We start from the raw sequence: 965 nt of genomic DNA, 5'->3' as shown, positions 1-965 counted from the left end.
CACTCCGTCTGCATTTTTATATAGTGCTATTGGATAGGTTGAAATGTCGGCATGATAATCTTCTCTCCACAAGTGCAAAGCATGGTATTTATCTGGGTAATGAACAAAACCATGTCTCTTGAAGTCATTAACTATGACAACAATTTCGTCCATTGTATATATTGAAGTCTTTGCTGTTATGTCAAATCCTCCGTCCGAATATCCAATGTTGCTTTTTACTGAAAACAAATGTTCTCCGTTTTGGTCGTCCAAATTAAATCTAATAACACTTCCTGAACTCATCAGCATTACAACTTCATTTGACTTCGATAAGCTCGCAGTCATAATAGTTTCGTCAGTATCAAAAGTTATGTCGTAAATTTTATTTGCTTTCATTCTAATTGTCTATTTCGCACGAGGTCGTCTTAAAATTACCGCTAACGTCAGTCTGTGAAAAAACTAACGTTTTATTCTTTCAAAAATAGTCAAATTATTTTAATAAGAGGATTAAAAGTCGTATATTTAATGATGCAACACATCACAGGAATACCACGTAATCAAATGTGTTTTTCTAGTTTAGAAGACACTATTTCATCAGAAAATCCTATTCGATTTATAGATGCTTTTGTAGGAGCGTTATCTTTAGAAGCTTTGGGTTTTTCGGTTCAAACGATCAAATCAGAAGGTCGTCCTAGTTTTAATACTAAAATCTTCCTTAAATTGTATCTTTATGGGTATCTCAATGGACTTCGCAGTTCTAGAAAACTACAAAAAGAATGCGTTAGAAATATTGAGCTTCAATGGCTTTTATGCGCCATAGTTCCTAATTACCATAGTATTTCAGAAAAGACAATCCATCAGGACTTAAAAAACTATTCAAACTCTTTGTTACTTTTTTAAAAGATGCCGATTTGATTTGTGGCGACATCATTGCTATTGATGGTACTAAAAGCCGAGCACACAACAGCAAAAAAGCTAATTTCAAT

Annotated in this window: 1 protein-coding gene and 1 pseudogene; one reads left to right on the top strand and one right to left on the bottom strand. The window is 33.5% G+C overall.

Translation table 11 applies throughout. The features are described 5' to 3' along the window. A pseudogene (locus ACFSX9_RS01645) lies at positions 1-375 on the bottom strand (hypothetical protein); the annotation flags it as partial. A gap of 129 nt (positions 376-504) precedes the next feature. On the opposite strand from ACFSX9_RS01645, the gene ACFSX9_RS01640 reads away from it, so the two are divergent. Continuing rightward, positions 505-879: a transposase gene (locus ACFSX9_RS01640; protein WP_379803571.1), complete on the top strand. Its 375-nt coding sequence runs from the start codon at positions 505-507 to the stop codon at positions 877-879. Positions 880-965: the final 86 nt, after the last annotated feature.

This window comes from Flavobacterium ardleyense, assembly GCF_042686085.1.
GTDB classification, from domain to species: Bacteria; Bacteroidota; Bacteroidia; order Flavobacteriales; family Flavobacteriaceae; genus Flavobacterium; species Flavobacterium ardleyense.
Note: the sequence above shows the minus strand (reverse complement) of the source record. Positions and strands in the feature narration are given on the sequence as shown.

What these genes read in the sequence shown, in the direction of transcription:
- ACFSX9_RS01640 (WP_379803571.1), top strand. Translation starts at nt 505, where the DNA reads ATGATGCAACACATCACAGGAATACCACGTAATCAAATGTGTTTTTCT.